We start from the raw sequence: 14,720 nt of genomic DNA on the forward strand, positions 1-14,720 counted from the left end.
AGGGGATGGACCGACCGTCCCGGGGTCACGGGACGGCCCTCGCCCACAGTGAGCGGGCCAGGGCGGGCAGGGCCGACGCCATCTTGCGCGCGTCGGACACCCGGTGGCGGACACTCCACACGTCGAAGTCCGCCGCACCGATCTCGTCCAGAATGGCGCGATAGAGCCGAAAGGCGGTGGCGACACACGGACGGGCGACGGGTTCGAGCATCGCCACCCCGGGTTCGGCCAGGCGATAGAGGTCCTGGTTGACCTCCACCAGCTCGGCGATGGCCCGGCACACCCGCGGGTCCGGGATTCTCGCCCTGGCGCAGTGCTCCAGAAGGGCGCGATCGACCCGGTGTTCGGCGAGGACGTCGGTGGGCAGGTACACCCGTCCGCGCCCGAGGTCCTCGGCCACGTCACGCAGGAAGTTGGTGAGTTGGAAGGCCTCGCCCAGGGCGGCCGCGTGCGGTGCGGCCTCGCTGCGGGACGTGACCGTGCCCAGCACCGGCAGGACCTGGAGTCCGATCACCGCGGCCGAGCCGTACATGTACTCGCGCAGGTGGTCGAGGTCGCGGTATTCGGTCACATCCAGGTCCATGCGCATGGAGGACATGAAGGCGGTGAAGTGCTCGGCGGGCAGTTCGTAGCGCTCCACGGTGTGCGCCAGGGCTCGCAGTACCGGTTCGTCCGGTTCGGAACCGGCCAGGCCGAGGGTCAGTTCGGCGTCGACGCGGTCCAGACGTGAACGTTGGTCCTCGACGGTGGTCCCGGGTTCGGGTTCGTCGACGATGTCGTCCACCCAGCGGGCGAACCCGTAGAGCGCGTGGATGCCGGGGCGGCGTTCGGGTGGCAGCACCAGAGTGGCCGTGTAGTAGGTGCGGCCATGGTGGGCGTGCAGGTCGCGGCAGCGCAGGTAGTCGTCGCGCAGACGTTGCGAGGTGATCCCGGCCGCGTTCAGTTCGGCGATGGCCCTGTTCATCGTCGTCCCCGTCGTGTCGACGCGGCCAGCACTCGCGCGGCCGCCAGTCTTCCCGAGATCAGCACCGTGGGCAGCCCCACGCCGGGGGTGGTGCCACAACCCGCGAGGACGGCGTTGGTGGTGCCGGCCAGGACGTTGCGGGGCCGGAACGGGCCGGTCTGGGCGAAGGTGTGCGCCAGGGAGAACGGGGTGCCGCGAGCCATGCCCTGGCGGGCCCAGTCGGCGGGGGTGACCATCCGTTCGGCTCGGATCGAGGCGTCGAGCCCGGTCAGCCCGCGCTCTTGGAGGGTTCCGACGAGCTCGTCCCGGTAACGCGGCCCCTCCCTGTCCCAGTCGATGTCGCCCGCGTCGAGATTGGGTGCGGGCGCCAGGACGTAGAGCAGGTGGTGGCCGTCGGGGGCCAGGGAGGGGTCGGTGAGCGTGGGTTGGGTGACCAGCAGCGAGGGATCGCTCATCGTGCGGCCTCGATCGATGATCTCGGTGAAGGTGCGTTCCCACTGGTGGCCGAACGAGATGGTGTGGTGGGACAGGTGCTCCCACGTGCGGTCGGTGCCCAGATGGAGCACGACCGCCGAGGGCGAGAAGCGGTGCGGGACCAGGCGTTGGGGCCGACGTCCCAGGAGACGGTGGGCGGTGGGCAGGTCCACGGTCAGCACGACCTGGTCGCAGGCCAGGCGTTCGCCCTGGTCGGTCACCACCGCGGTGACCCGGTCCCTCGACCGTTCCAGGCGTGTCACGGACTCGCCGTAGCGCAGACGCGCCCCGGCCTTGGCCGCCGCCCCCGCCATGGCCTCACCGATCGCACGCATCCCACCTCTCGGGAAGTGGACGCCCGCGATCGTGTCCATGTAGGCGATGACGGCGTAGGCGGCCAGGGCGCGCTCGGGCGCCACCCCGGCGTAGAGGGACTGGAACGAGAAGACGCGGCGCAGACGCTCGTCCTCGACGTACCTGCCGATCGCGGGAGCCAGACGGCCGAAACCGCCCAGGGCGGCCAGCCGGACCAGGTCGGGGCCGAGCAGGTCCAGGGGCGAGTCGAAGTCGGCGTCGATGAACGAGCGCATCTCCACCTCGTAGAGGCGGGTGAGCCACTCGCGCAGGCGCAGATAGCCCACGGCTTCTCGGGTTCCGGCGACCCGGGCCACCTCGGTGGTCATGCGACGGCGGTCGGTGTGCACGTCGATTGTGGTGCCGTCGGCGAAGTTCGCCCGGTAGGCCGGGGCCAGCGGTAGGAGGTCGAGGCGGTCACGCAGGCTCTCCCCGACGGCGGCGAAGGCCTCGTCAAGGAGTTCGGGCATGGTCAGGACGGTGGGCCCGGTGTCCACCCGGAAGCCGTCCATGTCGAGGCGGCCCGCGCGTCCGCCCGGGTACTCCTCGCGTTCGACGATCACCACGTCGCGGCCGGCGCCCAGCAGGTGCAGGGCGCACGACAGACCGGACAGGCCGGCGCCCACGACGACCACCGGGTCGCGGCCGATTCGCGAAGGGCCCGAAGGCCGGGTCGAGGTCGCGTCAGGGTTCACGGGTTCCACCTACGAGCGTGTTCGGGTTCGGGCTCAGGTACTCGCCGCGGTGTCGGCGAAGCCGGTCAGGCCTTCGCGCACGGTCGGGTCGATGTCGAGGTGGGCGAGGTGTCCCACGCCCCGGTCGGCCAGGGCACGGCAGCGTCGTCGTACCAGGTCGCGTGCGCCCAGACGGTCGAGGACGTGTGCGACCTCGACCGTGTCCACCGGGCCGGCGCCGACACGTTCCAGCAGGTCCAGGGCGGCGATATCACCGTGTTCCCGTGCCAGGTCGACGCCGGTCGCCAGGAGCATGGTGTTCGTGCCCTGTTGGAGGTCCTCCCCCGGCGCCTTCCCTGTTCGGGACGGATCACCGTAGACGTCCATGAGGTCGTCGCGGAGTTGGAAGGCCACGCCCACGTCGGCGCCGTAGTCGCGCAGCGCCGACAGGGTCGTGAACGGGGCTCCGGCCATGACGGCGCCCAGGTGCAGAGGACGCTCGACGGTGTAGGAGGCGGTCTTGAGTCGGTCTGTCCGCAGGGCGACGCTCACCGAACGTTCCGCGCGCGCTTGGGAACGCAGGTCGAGGTACTGACCGACCATCACCTCGGTGCGCATGTCGCGCCACACCCGATGGGCCTCGCTCTTGGTGGGGAGGGCGTCGATGGACTCGTGGAGCAGGTCGTCGGCCCAGGCCAGGGCGAGGTCTCCGGTGAGGACCGCCATGGACTCGCCGTAGCGCGCCGGTTCTCCCCGGTAGGACCGTGACCGATGGTCGGCGGTGTGGACCGCGTGCAGGGAGGGGGCGCCCCGCCTGGTGGTGGCGGAGTCCATCACGTCGTCGTGGAACAGGGCGAAGGTCTGGAGCACCTCCAGCGCGGAGGCCGCGGACAGCGCCGCCCGCGCATCGGGTCCGTGAGGCGGGCCACCACCGGCGAGCCAGCCCCACCAGGCCAGTGTGGACCTGAGTCGTTTGCCGCCCAGGGTGAAGGAGAGGATTCGTTCGGCCAGGTCACCGGCGCAGTCCGGATCGAGGAGGCCCACCTCCCGAACCCGCGGCTCCAGGTGTCGGCGCAGGAGGTCGCCGACGGCCGCGCGGACCCCACCGAAGTCCGTCGACGGTGGTCGCCACTCCGTTCGTGGTGCTTCCGTCTTGAAGTCGACGATGACACTCTCCTCTGGGAAGGCCACTTGGACGATTTGTCTCGTTTTACATGATTCTCATAAAACGAACTATTACACATCGCATAGACTCTGGGCCACCCAACACTTCGAGCCCCCGTAAACTCGATGGCAGTGACCGGAAGGCCCGATCATCGTGACGCTGGGAGATGGATGAACACCGCGCCCAGAATCCGCTTCACCGGGCCCGAGGGGTCCGAGGCCGCCGAGGTGGAGGCGCCCATGACGGAAACGGCCGACCCCCGCGCGGACCTGTACTCGTCCCTACAGACCGACGGTCAACAGCTGGCGGTACAGCTGGTGCGGTTGTTGCACCGGATGTCGGAGCGCTCGGGCATGAACCCCACCGACTTCCAGTGCTACACGCTGCTGCGCGTGGCCGGTTCCATGACTCCCGGAGAGATCGCGGACAGCCTGTGCCTGTCCACGGGTTCGGTGACGGGCGTGATCGACCGGATGGAGGCGCACGGTCTGGTCGAGCGCACCCCGCACCCACTGGACCGGCGCAAGGTGGCGGTACGCCTGGTGGCGGGGGCCGAACAGTTGGCCAAGAGCACCGCCGCGGGGATCGGCGACGCCATGATCGCCATACACGAGGATTACCCGGTGGACGAGCTGAAGGTGATCGTGGACTGGATGAACAGGGTGAACGACACTCTGGAGGGCCTCATCGCCCAGCGCTCCCCACGCCGCTCGGGCTGAACCAAAGACCCGTTCCATTCCCCACCGCTCGCGTCCTTCCTCCGCCTTCCCTCCCGCCCAGAATCCGACAAATACGACATCACTCACTTTGCCGAAACTCTCCGTGTTGTGACGGTTGCTTTACTACCTGGGACGAAAGCCTCTACCATCCCACGGGACCCATCCGTGGCCGGAGGCAGGAACCGGCACCCCGACCCCCGACCGACGGGGCTGGGAAGGAGTAACCATCTCAACCCTGCGCAGGTACATCCGAGAACATACGAATCCCCCGGTCTTCGCGATCTCCGGGATCGTGGTCGTCGTCTTCGTGGTTCTGGGGATCGCCTTCACCGATCCCCTCCTGAACGCCGCGGGTACGGCACGTGACTGGATCGGCTCACAGCTGGGCTGGTTCTACGTCCTGTCCACGACCTTCTTCCTGGGCGCGGCGATCTTCCTGATGCTGAGCCGTTTCGGCAACATCCGGCTCGGCCCGGACGACTCCAGGCCGGAGTTCGGCACCATCGCCTGGTTCGCGATGCTCTTCACCACCGGTATGGGTATCGGTCTGGTCTTCTGGGGTGTGGCCGAACCGGTCACCCACATGCACGAGCCGCGTGACTCGGCGCTGGCGCCCGTCGTACCCGAGGGCGGCGGTGAGGCGGTGCCCCAGGCCGACGCCGCCAGCACCGCGCTCGCCTCCAGCTTCTTCCACTGGAGCTTCCACCCATGGGCGATCTACATCGCCCTCGGCCTGTCCCTGGGCTACTTCGCCTTCCGCAAGGGCCTGCCGCTACGCCCCGCCTCGGCGCTGTACCCGCTGCTGGGCGACAAGGCCTTCGGCTGGCCCGGCAACCTGGTGGACATCCTGGCGGTGTTCGGAACCATCTTCGGTCTGGCGACCTCACTCGGCCTGGGCACCCTACAGATCAACAGTGGTCTGTCCGAGGTGTTCGGCATCGCCAACAACTCGTTCACTCAGTCGATCATCATCGTCGTCATCACCGGGATCGCCCTGTACAGCGTCGTCTCCGGGATCGACAAGGGCATGCGCCGGCTGTCGGTGCTCAACCTGTGGCTGGCGTTCATCCTCATGGCGATCATCTTCGCCCTGGGCCCCAAGCTGTGGATCATCAGCACCATGGTCACCGGAGCCGGCGAGTACCTGGGCAACCTGATCCCCTGGAGCATGTCCTTCCCGAGCCCCTTGGCCGACGGGACCGCCGCCGACTTCACCACCACCTGGAGTGTCTTCTACTGGGGTTGGTGGATCTCCTGGGCGCCCTTCGTCGGCATCTTCCTGGCCCGTATCTCCTACGGGCGCACCATCCGTGAGTTCGTGCTCGGCGCGCTGTTCGGCCCGGTACTGGTCTCCGTCCTGTGGTTCGGTGTGTTCGGCGGCGCGGGCATGTACTACGAACTGTTCGGCGGGGGCGGCTTCATGGAAGGTGACGAGTCCGACGCCGCCTACCATCTGCTGGACGCGTTGCCGATGGGCCCGATCGTCGCCGTGATCATGTCGCTGTTCCTCATCATCGTCGTGGCGATCTTCTTCATCACCTCCTCCGACTCCGGGTCGTTGGTGGTGGACATGCTCACCAACGGAGGCAGCACCAAACCGCTCAAGGTCCAGCGCGCCTTCTGGGCGATCAGCGAGGGCGCGGTCACGCTCATCCTGTTGGTGTTGGGCGGGGCCAGCGCCCTCGACGCGCTCCAAGCGGCCTCGGTCGTCACCGGTCTGCCGTTCGCGGTGATCCTGATCTTCATGGTGTGGGGCCTGTTCAAGGGACTGTCCGAGGAACCCAAACCAGGGGCGCCCAAGAGACTGCGAGCCGAGGACCGTCCCCCACCCGAGCAGCGACATCGTCCCGGCAACATCCCCGTGGGCTCCCGCGAACACGACCGGACCGAACACCACGGTGACGAGAACAAGCCAGAGGAAGGTCAGGCCACGTGAGTCCCAAGAGGTTCAACAACCCCTTCCACGGGGTCATCGACATGATCACGGAGATGAACCGCATCTCCGACACCATGTCCTCGATCGAGACCAGCCAGGCCGGGGAACGCGAACGCGGCTTCGCCGACGCCTGGAGCCCGCCCACCGACATCCTGGCCCGCGGTCGGGACCTGGTCGTCCGTTGCGAGGTCCCGGGGGTGTTCGAGGAGGACGCGGCGGTCACCTTCGAACACGGGGTCCTCACCATCAGTGGTGAACGCATGCGGGACGAGGAGGACGTCGTCTACTACTCCTCGGAACGCTTCATGGGCACGTTCCGGCGGGAGATCAGCCTCCCGGAGGGCACCCGCGAGGAGGACATCGAGGCCAGTTACGGCGAGGGGCTGTTGGAGGTCGTCGTGCACGGGGCGGCCAACCAGCGCAAGGCCAAGACGATCAAGGTCTCCCGCCGCAGGCGCGCCTGAGGCCGGAACCCGCACACGTGACGCGGACGGGCCCCGTCGGAGGATCACCTCCGGCGGGGCCCGCGGTTCGTTCGCGACCTTTCCGGGCCCGTTGACGCCCGCCGGGAACCGAACGGGCGCCCTGACCGACTCCCATGGCGAACGGCCGCGTTCGGCGGCCCGCCGAGGAGGTCACACGATGCCCGTCCACCCCCGTACCCGTGTCCTGGGTGCCGTCCTGGCACTGTCACTGGCCCTCACGGGCTGCGGTGACGGCGCCGACGACGACGCCGGCCCCCGGGAGGGCGGCACCGAGGAGGACGGGGCCACCCGGGACTCCCCGGCCGCGGACTCCCTCACCCTCGACGACCCGTGGATCAAGGCGGCCACCGTCGAGGACGGTATGACGGCGGTCTTCGGTGAGATGGTCAACGACGGCGACCAGGAGGTCACCGTCGTCGCCGCCTCCCACGAGGACGCCGACACCGTCGAACTGCACGAGGTCACCACCCAGGGCGCGGACGCCACCATGCGTGAACGCGAGGGCGGGTTCCCGATCCCGGCGAACGGGACGCTGCCGCTGGAACCCGGTGGGAACCACATCATGCTCATGGGGCTGACCACCGACCTCGAGCCGGGAGCGGAGTCCACCGTCACCGTGGAACTGTCCGACGGGTCGACCACCACGTTCACCGCGGTGGTCAAGGAGCACGCGGGCGCCAACGAAGAGTACGAGGGCGACCACGAGGACCACGGAGGGGATCACTGATGTCCCGCCCGCGCGAAGGGACCGGCGGGGGGCGGTGGAGCCGTCGAGGGGTGCTGTTGGCCGGCGCCACCGCCGGGGTCGGGGCCCTGAGCGGCGCGGTCGTCGCACGTTCGACGGCGACCGAACCCGAACCGACCGGTCCTCCCCGACCGCACGGTGAGGGTAGCGTTTCCTTCCACGGAACCCGGCAGGCCGGGATCGAGACCCCACCACAGGCGAACGTCCGTCTCCTCGGCCTGGATCTGAACGCCGACACCGACGCCGAAGGGGTACGTCGGTTGCTGTCGTTGCTCGGCGACGACGTGGCCAGGTTGAGCCGTGGTGAGGGGGCGCTCGCCGATACCGAACCGGAGCTGGCGGCGGTGCCCGCACGACTCACGGTGACCTTCGGGTTCGGGCGGGGGCTGGTGGAACGCGTGGCACCCGACGCCGTGCCGGCCTGGCTCACCGACCTTCCCGGGTTCGACCACGACGCGCTGCGTTCGGAGTGGGGTCAAACGGACCTGCTCCTCCAGGTGTGTTCGGACGATCCCGTGACCGTGGCGCACGCGGCGCGGGTCCTGCTCCGGGACGCCCGCGCCCACACCCGGGTGCGGTGGATCCAGGACGGATTCCGCCGCGCCCACGGTTCGGAACGGGACGGCACCACCATGCGCAACCTCATGGGCCAGGTGGACGGCACGGTCAATCCGGCGCCGGGGACCGAGGACTTCGACCACCTGGTGTGGTCCGAGGACGGCCCGGGGTGGCTCGCCGGTGGCACGTCGCTGGTGCTGCGCCGGATCGCCACCCACCTGGACACCTGGGAGGAGCTGGACCGGCCCGCACGCGAGGCGGTGGTGGGACGTCGGCTGGCCGATGGATCTCCGCTCACCGGGGAGAGCGAGCACGACGCACCCGACTTCGCCGCCACCGACGCCGGCGGGCTCACCGTGATCGCGGACTTCGCGCACATCCGCCGGGCCCGATCCGAGGACCCCGAGGAACGTGTGTTCCGCCGGGGCTACAACTACGAGGACCCCGCCTCCGGGGAGTCGGGGCTGCTGTTCGTGTGCTTCCAGTCCGATCCGGTGCGGCGGTTCGTGCCCATCCAACGTCGGTTGGACGAGCTGGACCTGCTCAACGAGTGGGTGACCGCGGTGGGTTCGGCGGTCTACGCCGTCCCACCGGGCTGCGCGGAGGGAGGATTCGTCGGCGAAGGCCTGTGGAAGGGCTGAGCGAACGTCGAGACAGCGGCGGGGCCGCCCCTCACCGGTCAGGGGCGGCCCCGGCGGGATCCGTCGATGAATCGGCTCGCCCTTAGAAGACCCGGTCCTTCTCGTAGGGGCCGATCACGGCGAGGGCGCGCGGGCGATCGAACAGCTCCGCGGCGACCGCGGCGACGTCGTCCAGGGTGACGGCGTCGTACCGGGCCAGGTCCTCGTCGATGGAGAAGTGGCGCGGCTGCACCAGTTCGTGGGAGAGCAGGCGGCCCATGCGCGCGTTGGTGCCTTCACTGCCCAGCACCATGGCGCCCTGGATCTGGCCCTTGGCACGGGTCAGCTCCTCCGGGCTGATACCGCCGGCGGCGACCTTGGCGAGTTCCTCACGGCACACCCCGATGACCTCGTCGGCCTTCTCCGGCAGGCAGCCCGCGTAGAGCTGGAAGGCGCCGGTGTCGGCGTAGGCGATGTGGTAGGCGTGCACGGCGTAGGCAAGGCCACGCTTCTCCCGCACCTCCTGGAAGAGACGCGAGGACATGCCACCGCCCAGCGCGGCGCTGAGCAGGCGCAGCGCGTGCCAGCGCGGGTCGGTGCGGGTGATGCCCTCCGACCCCAGGATGATGTGCGCCTGCTCGGTCTCCCGCGGCTGCACGACGGTTCCGTCGTAGGTGCGGACCGGGCCACCGACACCGCGCGGACTCGAGGGGCGGGCGTCCCCGGCCGCGGCCAGACGCTCGGCGAAGATGGACCGGACCTGCTCGACGACCGCGTCGTGGTCGAGACTGCCCGCGGCCGTCACGATGAGCTCGGAGGGCACGTAGGAGTCGCGGTACTGCTCGATGATGCGGTCACGCGGCAGGGCGTTGATCGTGTCGATGGTGCCCAGGATGGGGCGACCCAGCGGGCTGTCACCGAAGAAGTGCTCGGCGAAGACGTCGTCCACCAGGTCGGAGGGCTCGTCCTCGTACATGGCGATCTCTTCGAGGATCACGCCGCGCTCGGTCTCCACCTCACCCTCGTCCAGCACCGAGTTCGCGACCATGTCGCCGACCACGTCCACCGCCAGCGGCAGGTCACGGTCGAGCACCTTCGCGTAGTAGCAGGTGTGCTCCTTGGTGGTGTAGGCGTTGTGGTCGGCCCCCACCCCGTCCAACAGCGCGGAGATCTCCAGCGCCGAACGGGTGTGTGTTCCCTTGAACAGCAGGTGCTCCAGGAAGTGCGCCGACCCCGCGTGCGCGGAGTCCTCGTCACGGGACCCGGTGGTGGCGGAGATACCGAAGGCCGCGGAACGACCACCGGGGATGTGCTCGGTGACCACGCGCAGACCGCCGGGCAACACCGTCCGACGCGCCAGACCGGAACCGCCGTCGGGCTCCAGCAGCGTGACGGTCGTGCCCGGCTCCTGCTCCGCGGCGGTGGGGACAGAACTCATGCAACCTTCTTCTTCGCGTCGGGACGTCCAGATGAGCATACGTACGACCGCGGGGCGGCCGCGTCATCGAAGACGCGACCGCCCCGCGGAGGGGTGGAACTCGATCAGGTGTTCTCGGAACGCCCGCCCGAGCTACGACGACGGCGACGGCGCGGGGCACCCTCACCCTTGTCCTCATCGGACTTGTCGTCGTTCGGGGCGGCGTCCTCGGAGGGACCCTCGTTCTTGGCGGCCTCGGCCTCGACCACCTCGACCGGGACCAGGGACAGCTTGCCCCGGTCGTCGATCTCGCGGATCTCGACCTGGATCTTCTCGCCGATGCTGATCACGTCGTCGAGGTTCTCGATCCGCTGGCCGCCGTGCAGCTTACGGATCTGCGAGATGTGCAGCAGACCGTCCTTGCCGGGCAGCAGCGACACGAACGCACCGAAGGCGGTCGTCTTGACGACCGTACCCAGGTAGCGGTCGCCGACCTCGGGCATGGTCGGGTTGGCGATCTGGTTGATCGTGTCCCGGGCCGCCTCGGCGGAGGGGCCGTCGACGGCACCGATGTAGATCGTGCCGTCGTCCTCGATCGTGATGTCGGCGCCGGTGTCGTCCTGGATCGAGTTGATCATCTTGCCCTTCGGGCCGATGACCTCGCCGATCTTCTCCACCGGGACCTTCACCGTGAGGATCCGCGGAGCGTTCGGGCTCATCTCCGCCGGGCTCTCGATGGCCTCCTGCATGACGTCCAGGATGGCCAGACGGGCGCCGCGGGCCTGCTGCAGGGCCAGGGCCAGCTGCTCGGCGGGGATACCGTCGAGCTTGGTGTCCAGCTGCAGGGCGGTGATGAGGTCACGGGTACCGGCGACCTTGAAGTCCATGTCGCCGAAGGCGTCCTCGGCACCGAGGATGTCGGTCAGCGTGACGAACTGGTCGCCCTCACTGATCAGACCCATGGCGATGCCCGACACCATCTCCTTGAGGGGCACGCCGGCCGCCATCAGGGACATGGTGGAGGCGCAGACCGAACCCATCGAGGTGGAACCGTTGGAACCGAGGGCCTCGGAGACCTGACGGATCGCGTACGGGAACTCCTCGCGGGAGGGCAGAACCGGCAGCAGGGCCCGCTCGGCCAGGGCGCCGTGCCCGATCTCGCGCCGCTTGGGCGAGCCCACCCGACCGGTCTCACCGGTGGAGTAGGGCGGGAAGTTGTAGTTGTGCATGTAGCGCTTGGTCTTGTCCGGGTTGAGCGTGTCAACCGTCTGTTCCATGCGCAGCATGTTCAGCGTGGTGACACCCATGATCTGGGTCTCACCGCGCTCGAAGAGGGCCGAGCCGTGCACGCGCGGCAGGATGCCCACCTCGGCGCTCAGCTGGCGGATGTCCTTGGGACCACGACCGTCGATGCGGACCTGGTCGCGCAGCACGCGCTCGCGCATGAGCTGCTTGCTCAGGCTGCGGAAGGCGGCACCGAGCTCCTTCTCACGACCCTCGAAGGTCTCGGTCAGCTTCGCGAGGACCGATTCCTTGACCTTGTCGAGCTCGCCCTCGCGCTCCTGCTTGTCGGCGATGGTGAGCGCCTTGGCCAGGTCCTCGCGGACCGCGCCCTCGACGGCGGCGTAGACGTCGTCCTCGTAGTCGAGGAAGATCGGGAAGTCGCCCTGCTCACGGCTGGCCTGGTCGGCGACGGCCTGCTGGGCCTTGCACAGCACCTTGATGAAGGGCTTGGCGGCTTCGAGGCCCTCGGCGATGGTCTGCTCGTTGGGACCGACGGCCCCTTCGGCGACCAGCTTCAGGGTGCGGGTGGTGGACTCGGCCTCGACCATCATGATCGCGACGTCGCCGTCCTCCAGCACACGGCCGGCGACGACCATGTCGAAGGTGGCGTTCTCCAGCTCGGAGTGGGTGGGGAAACCGACCCACTGGCCGTCGATCAGGGCGACGCGCACGCCGCCGATCGGGCCGGAGAAGGGCAGCCCGGCGATCTGGGTGGACATCGAGGCCGCGTTGATGGCGACGACGTCGTACAGGTGCTCGGGGTGCAGGGCCAGGACCGTCTCGACGATCTGGATCTCGTTGCGCAGGCCCTTCTTGAAGGACGGACGCAGCGGCCGGTCGATGAGACGGCAGGTGAGGATGGCGTCCTCGGAGGGACGACCCTCACGACGGAAGAACGAGCCGGGGATACGACCGGCGGCGTACATCCGCTCCTCGACGTCCACCGTCAGCGGGAAGAAGTCGAGGTTCTCCTTGGGGCGCTTCGAGGCGGTGGTGGCCGACAGGATGACGGTCTCGTCGTCCAGGTAGACCGTGGACGAACCGGCGGCCTGACGGGCCAGCCGGCCGGTCTCGAAGCGGATGGTGCGCGAGCCGAACTTGCCGTTGTCGATCACGGCTTCGGCAGAGTAAACGCCCTCCATGGGCGACCTCCTACTACACAGTCGGGACGCGTCGTCTCCGGGCGGTGCCCGGAGGGTTCGACGCCTACGTTCTCTCCCGCGACGTGCCCCGGAGGTGATGCCGGTCGGTCATCGATCGAAGCCCGCGGCCCATCTCGCAGACGGGGTCCGAAGGCCACTACCGAGGACCGACCCCTGTTGGACCGGGGGAACGGCACGGGTGTGGTTCATGGTGCGGCGGCCGTGTCGACCGCCACTCCGGTTACACCTTACTAACAAAGAGGGAGCGGCCAAGGCCACTCCCTCCCGATTCACCTAGCGGCGGAGACCCAGACGCTCGATCAGCGAGCGGTAGCGGGTGATGTCCTCCTTGGCGAGGTACTTCAGGAGACCGCGACGACGGCCGACCATCAGCAGCAGACCACGACGGCTGTGGTGGTCGTGCTTGTGGGTCTTGAGGTGCTCGGTGAGCTCGGTGATGCGGTGCGTGAGCAGCGCGATCTGCACCTCGGGGGAGCCGGTGTCACCATCCTTGGTGCCGTACTCCGCGATGATCCTCTTCTTGCTGTCGGTGTCGATCGACACGACGCTCCTTCGCTCATGGTTCGGTACGCGGGGCGAACCCCGGCACGTGACAGGGGTCGGACACGGTGACCGCGCGTACGAACAGTCACCGTCGCGTGTGCTGTGCGCGGCACGGCGCCGATGGCGTGACCCTGCCGCGTTCCCGTCGGTTCCATCACCCCTTCGGGGACGAACCGGCCACGGGCACACGTGAACGTTTTCAGCTTACCGCAGTTCAGGGGGCGATCGGCCCGGGTCCACGGTGATCCCGGACTCGCCGGAGGCCGGGGGCGAGGTCAGGGGGTGTCGCCGGTCTCGGCGGTGAGGACCTCACGGCAGCGGTCCACGTCGCGCCGCATCGCCAGGATCAGCTCGTCGATGTCGTCGAACCGTTCCTGCCCACGAATACGGGCGGTGAGGTCCACGGCCATCGTCAGCCCGTACAGCTCCAGGTCGTCGCGGTCCAGCGCGTAGGCCTCCACCGTACGTTCGGCTCCGTCGAAGGTGGGGTTGGTACCCACCGAGATGGCGGCGGGCCAACGCGCCTCGTGACCGGTGACGGGTTCCAGCCGGCCGAGCCACCCAGCGTAGACACCGTCACCGGGCACCGCGGTGTCCGGTGGCAGATCCATGTTGGCCGTGGGGAAACCCAGGAGCTCCCGCCCTCGGGCCGCTCCGTGCACGATCTCTCCGATGACCCGGTGCGGGCGGCCCAGAAGCGCCGCGGCACCGGCCACGTCGCCCTCGGCGAGGAGCCCCCGGATCCGGGTGGAGGTGATGGTCTCGCCCTCGGCGACCAGCTTCACCCCGTCCGTGCCGAACCCGCACTCCTCCCCCAGACGGGTCAGGGCGGCCACGTCCCCGGCGGCCCGGTGCCCGAAGCGGAAGTCCTCTCCCACCACCACGGCGACCGCTCCGAGACTGTCGACGAGGATCCGGCGGACGAACTCCTCGGGGCTCAGCGAGGAGAGTTCCTTGGTAAAGGGCAGTACGCACACTGCGTCGGCGCCCTGTTCCCTCAGCAACTCGACGCGGCGGTCCACCGGGGTGAGCACCGACGGGGTACGGCCGCGCAACACGTGTTCGGGGTGGGGATCGAAGGTGACCACGACCACCGGCAGGCCCAGGTCACGCCCATGGGCGACGGCGGAGGCCAGGATGGCCTGATGGCCGCGGTGCACACCGTCGAAGACACCGATCGCCGCCACGGAGCGTCCCCAGTCGGTGGGAATGTCGCCCAGCCCGTCCCATCTCCGCACGTTCGGCTCCCCTTGCTCGTCGAGATGTGATCCGGTCTCAAGAGTGCCATGTCGCCGGAGCGTCTTCCGCCACGCGGCCGGTGTGGGCGACCACACCGGCTCTACCCCTGGATGAGTGATTCCAGGGGGTGGAGGTGGCCGGGGCGGTGGGGTCTCTGGCTCTTGGGGTCGTCGGGCGGGGTGGGGATATCGGCGTGCCCACACCTCGAAGTAGTACCTATGGGCGTTACCGGCACGGCCGACACCATTACCCACGACGCCCGCCCGACCTACCGGCCCCATCGCCACCCCCGCCTGCGGGCACTACCGGCACCATCACCCTCACCCGCAGCGCTACCCCTCCGACACCGGCGCTCCCGTTTGCGCCAAGCCAGGCACCCT

At 69.0% G+C, this 14,720-nt stretch carries 12 protein-coding genes; 5 read left to right on the forward strand and 7 right to left on the reverse strand.

What is annotated here, in order from left to right; genetic code table 11:
• Nucleotides 1-25 precede the first annotated feature (25 nt).
• The 3 genes from NLI01S_RS21030 to NLI01S_RS21040 form a co-directional block, all read right to left on the reverse strand.
• A complete protein-coding gene (locus NLI01S_RS21030; RefSeq protein WP_067607279.1) occupies nucleotides 26-964 on the reverse strand; it encodes a phytoene/squalene synthase family protein in 939 nt (312 codons plus the stop codon).
• Entirely contained in the window at nucleotides 961-2,427 is a 1,467-nt protein-coding gene (gene crtI, locus NLI01S_RS21035; RefSeq protein WP_067607281.1) for a phytoene desaturase family protein, read from the reverse strand. Before crtI ends, NLI01S_RS21030 begins: the two co-directional genes overlap by 4 nt.
• A gap of 93 nt (nucleotides 2,428-2,520) precedes the next feature.
• A complete protein-coding gene (locus NLI01S_RS21040) occupies nucleotides 2,521-3,543 on the reverse strand; it encodes a polyprenyl synthetase family protein (RefSeq protein ID WP_067607304.1) in 1,023 nt (340 codons plus the stop codon).
• Nucleotides 3,544-3,801: 258 nt separating this feature from the next.
• Between NLI01S_RS21040 and NLI01S_RS21045 the strand changes: the two genes are divergently transcribed.
• The 5 genes from NLI01S_RS21045 (at nucleotide 3,802) to NLI01S_RS21065 (ending at nucleotide 8,715) form a co-directional block, all read left to right on the forward strand.
• Nucleotides 3,802-4,350: a MarR family winged helix-turn-helix transcriptional regulator gene (locus tag NLI01S_RS21045; RefSeq protein WP_067607283.1), complete on the forward strand. Its 549-nt coding sequence runs from the start codon at nucleotides 3,802-3,804 to the stop codon at nucleotides 4,348-4,350.
• A gap of 292 nt (nucleotides 4,351-4,642) precedes the next feature.
• Nucleotides 4,643-6,286 (forward strand): BCCT family transporter, encoded by a 1,644-nt coding sequence (locus tag NLI01S_RS21050; protein ID WP_067607284.1) that lies wholly within the window; start codon nucleotides 4,643-4,645, stop codon nucleotides 6,284-6,286.
• Nucleotides 6,283-6,750: an Hsp20/alpha crystallin family protein gene (locus tag NLI01S_RS21055; RefSeq protein ID WP_067607287.1), complete on the forward strand. Its 468-nt coding sequence runs from the start codon at nucleotides 6,283-6,285 to the stop codon at nucleotides 6,748-6,750. The genes NLI01S_RS21050 and NLI01S_RS21055 overlap by 4 nt, the downstream gene beginning before the upstream one ends.
• A gap of 178 nt (nucleotides 6,751-6,928) precedes the next feature.
• On the forward strand, nucleotides 6,929-7,498 hold the full coding sequence (locus tag NLI01S_RS21060; protein ID WP_067607288.1) for a copper chaperone PCu(A)C: 570 nt from the start codon (nucleotides 6,929-6,931) through the stop codon (nucleotides 7,496-7,498).
• Nucleotides 7,498-8,715, forward strand: a complete 1,218-nt coding sequence (locus tag NLI01S_RS21065) for a Dyp-type peroxidase (protein WP_067607290.1) — start codon at nucleotides 7,498-7,500, stop codon at nucleotides 8,713-8,715. The genes NLI01S_RS21060 and NLI01S_RS21065 overlap by 1 nt, the downstream gene beginning before the upstream one ends.
• Nucleotides 8,716-8,797: 82 nt before the next feature.
• On the opposite strand, the gene NLI01S_RS21070 is transcribed toward NLI01S_RS21065, so the two are convergent.
• From NLI01S_RS21070 to NLI01S_RS21085, 4 genes are all read right to left on the reverse strand, one after another.
• Nucleotides 8,798-10,132, reverse strand: coding sequence for a M16 family metallopeptidase (locus NLI01S_RS21070; protein WP_067607292.1), 1,335 nt, complete (start codon nucleotides 10,130-10,132; stop codon nucleotides 8,798-8,800).
• Between the two features lie 104 nt (nucleotides 10,133-10,236).
• Entirely contained in the window at nucleotides 10,237-12,537 is a 2,301-nt protein-coding gene (locus tag NLI01S_RS21075) for a polyribonucleotide nucleotidyltransferase (RefSeq protein WP_067607294.1), read from the reverse strand.
• A gap of 294 nt (nucleotides 12,538-12,831) precedes the next feature.
• On the reverse strand, nucleotides 12,832-13,101 hold the full coding sequence (gene rpsO, locus NLI01S_RS21080) for a 30S ribosomal protein S15 (RefSeq protein ID WP_067607296.1): 270 nt from the start codon (nucleotides 13,099-13,101) through the stop codon (nucleotides 12,832-12,834).
• Between the two features lie 275 nt (nucleotides 13,102-13,376).
• Nucleotides 13,377-14,339, reverse strand: a complete 963-nt coding sequence (locus tag NLI01S_RS21085) for a bifunctional riboflavin kinase/FAD synthetase (RefSeq protein ID WP_067607298.1) — start codon at nucleotides 14,337-14,339, stop codon at nucleotides 13,377-13,379.
• Nucleotides 14,340-14,720: the final 381 nt, after the last annotated feature.

The sequence above is a fragment of the Nocardiopsis listeri NBRC 13360 genome (assembly GCF_001570765.1).
GTDB lineage: Bacteria > Actinomycetota > Actinomycetes > Streptosporangiales > Streptosporangiaceae > Nocardiopsis > Nocardiopsis listeri.

Excerpts from the sequence above, each read along its gene's own strand:
- NLI01S_RS21070 (WP_067607292.1), bottom strand. The coding sequence starts at position 10,132 with ATGAGTTCTGTCCCCACCGCCGCGGAGCAGGAGCCGGGCACGACCGTC.
- NLI01S_RS21075 (WP_067607294.1), bottom strand. The coding sequence starts at position 12,537 with ATGGAGGGCGTTTACTCTGCCGAAGCCGTGATCGACAACGGCAAGTTC.
- NLI01S_RS21060 (WP_067607288.1), top strand. The coding sequence starts at position 6,929 with ATGCCCGTCCACCCCCGTACCCGTGTCCTGGGTGCCGTCCTGGCACTG.
- NLI01S_RS21045 (WP_067607283.1), top strand. The coding sequence starts at position 3,802 with ATGAACACCGCGCCCAGAATCCGCTTCACCGGGCCCGAGGGGTCCGAG.
- NLI01S_RS21030 (WP_067607279.1), bottom strand. The coding sequence starts at position 964 with ATGAACAGGGCCATCGCCGAACTGAACGCGGCCGGGATCACCTCGCAA.
- NLI01S_RS21065 (WP_067607290.1), top strand. The coding sequence starts at position 7,498 with ATGTCCCGCCCGCGCGAAGGGACCGGCGGGGGGCGGTGGAGCCGTCGA.